Origin of the sequence: Campylobacter sp. BCW_6871, from assembly GCF_001762325.1 — a bacterium.
GTDB lineage: Bacteria > Campylobacterota > Campylobacteria > Campylobacterales > Campylobacteraceae > Campylobacter_D > Campylobacter_D jejuni.
Map to the genome: position 1 here is coordinate 1 of NZ_MJWQ01000022.1, position 2,693 is coordinate 2,693.

Consider the following 2,693-nt stretch of genomic DNA (forward strand, 5'->3'; position numbering starts at 1 on the left):
TTAGATCAAGATAATACTATAAAACAAGATACACCTAGTTATTATTTTTCTCCTAAAGATGAAAGCAGTGGTTTAGGAAGACTTAGTATCTTTTATAAAAATGATGAACTTTGTTTGCTTAATTATTCTATTATAGAAAATTCTTTAAATATTAAATTAGAATGTTTAAGCAAACAAAGCTTAGAGTATAAAGACTTAATTTCAAACACTTTAAAAGAACAAAAAACCACACAAGTAGATAAAAAACAAGCTATAGCTAAACTTCATGCTCTTTTAGAAAATCAAAACCTAGAATGTATCCATGGAGGTAAAGTCATACTTAAATCAAACAAAGGAAAAACTTTTAAAGATGATGGTGTGCCTATAATGCTAGAAAGTGATTTATTAAACTCTAGTATAGTAGCTTGTCCTAATACTATAGCAGGTGTAAGTGTTCCTTGTACTAAAGTTGTTAATGTAAAAGGATCCTTATCTCAAAAGAAAGTCAATAATGAATTTGCAATCTTGCAAGAACTCATCTCAGCTTGTAAAACAGATAAAGGCTTTGCTTTAAAAGTAAGCTTTACTCCTACTAAGTTTAAATTTGATCACAGCTTTGATCCTAAAGAGGGCTTAGGAGAACAAAGTAAAAATCAAATAGAGTTAAAAGAGCCTATAATAAGACTTCATTATAAAAGTGATAGATTTCAAAAAGATAATTTACCTATCTATAATCTTTTAATCAATAATGAAAAAAAAGAACAAGATAAAGCTTTAAATGAATTTAATATAGATTTAAAAGATTTAAAAGATATAGAGGATATAAATATTCTTAATCAATTCAAACAAGACTTTAGTAAAGATTATGAATTTAAAGAATTAAATCTTAGCTTTGATACTAATTTAATCAAACTTTATTTTATTATCCCAAAAAACATTGCTAAAGTTTATAAAAGTGCTTATAAGGAATTTGAAAATAAAGATTTAGGAGTAGGGTATTTTACACAGCTACATGAGTATGATAAAATCATCAAAAATGCTTTAGAAGATAATAAAGAATTAAACGAATATCATTTTAGTTTTTTAGCTCCTGCAAAAATGCAAAATTTAAAACTTCAAATCGCACAAGGACTAGATGAAATCTTAGAAGATGAAGATAGAAAACAAGAGTTTTATGTTTGTAAGTTTGTGGTGGTAAATGGGGTTAGTGAAAACAAAATAAAAGCAAAAAATAAAGATGTAAATATAAATAATGGCACAAAATACACAAACACTACAAAAAGCAATAATATAAGTTCTAGTGAAAACAATGCTCAAGAAATCATCCCTGATAATGTTATAAGAATACAAACACAAGATGGCAGTGGGGAGTTTATTGAGATAGTATTTCCTAGTCAATTAGAACTCAATGATAAACCTTTGGAAGATGTGAGTTATACATTTGTTCCGGCTTTAAGAGGTTTATATTCAATGTTTAAAATTACAAGTAGACTTAATAGTGGTTTAACGCGACAAGAAGTAGTGAAAATTATTGAAAAACTACAAAAAGATAGCAGTGGGAATATTCGCCTTTTGAAAAATAAAAAAGAATTAGATGAACTGTGGCAAAAATTAATAAAAAATGCCACAAAGTTAGAAGAAAAATATATTCCTATAAAAAATCATAAAACAGGACAAATTACGCAAGAAAAATTTATAAGATATAAATTGAATGATGGAATTGATATTATATACAGAACAGGTTCTGGAAGTGGGGGAGAAACAATAAATATTTATGGCAAAAATCCAAAGCTCAATAAAACTATTCATATTAAACCATAGGAATAAAAGTGAAAAGAATAAAAGTAATATATGCAATGGGTAATCCTATTTTTTCTTATAAAGAAAAAGATGATATAGGATATAAAAGTTATGAAAATTTAAGTAAAGTATTAAATAATAAACCATATTTTTCTGAAATGGATTTACTTTTAGAATATTTAAGATACACAACAAAAACAGATATTCTCTTAGCATTTGAATATTTATTGTTAAAACTTATTGATGATGAATTTTTTGCAAGACATGAAATAGATGCAAATATCATTCAATTTTATAATATTGATAGTCTTAACAACACTCCTTCTTTAAATACACCCAAACCTACCTATATAAGTGAATATATTAATATCTTGGGGCAACTTTTTCTAGCAGGTTATATAGATTTTGGATCTTATTGTGATGAAGATAGAAATAAAATAGATTATCCCTCAAACTTATCTTATTATAAAGAAGATAAATATCAAGCTTGGATATATTTTAGAGATAATTTTTTTTATAAAGAAAGATTTGAAAGAAATTTGAATGATGATATTATTGTAGATGGATGTAGCACAATGTTTTCTCCCACTTCTTGGGATACACCACAATATTGGTCACAATACAATATCTGGATAGCAACAACCCCAAAAGGCACAAAATACTTCCAAGAAATCTTAGCTCCTAAATTTTACAACAAATACAAAGATTTAGAAGTTGAGATTGATGATAAGGGCAATGTGCTTAGGTGGATAGGAGAGATTAATAGAGAGACAAAAAATATTAGCAAATAAAAAATGATATAATAATGCTTTATATAAGGAATCTTTTATGTTTATAAGTTCTAAAACAGAGTTAATTCAAACTATTAAAAATTTAACAATCAACAATAAAGAAGTTAAACAGATTGATTTTAT

At 26.0% G+C, this 2,693-nt stretch carries 2 protein-coding genes; both read left to right on the forward strand.

Annotated features, from left to right (window positions below; genetic code table 11):
- On the forward strand, positions 1 to 1,800 hold a 1,800-nt coding region (locus tag AJ930_RS02405; RefSeq protein WP_261659481.1), incomplete at its 5' end, for a hypothetical protein.
- Positions 1,801 to 1,808: 8 nt separating this feature from the next.
- Positions 1,809 to 2,570 carry a hypothetical protein gene (locus tag AJ930_RS02410; protein ID WP_088306429.1) on the forward strand — a complete coding sequence of 254 codons (762 nt, stop codon included), beginning with the start codon at positions 1,809 to 1,811 and terminating at the stop codon, positions 2,568 to 2,570.
- Positions 2,571 to 2,693 lie beyond the last annotated feature (123 nt).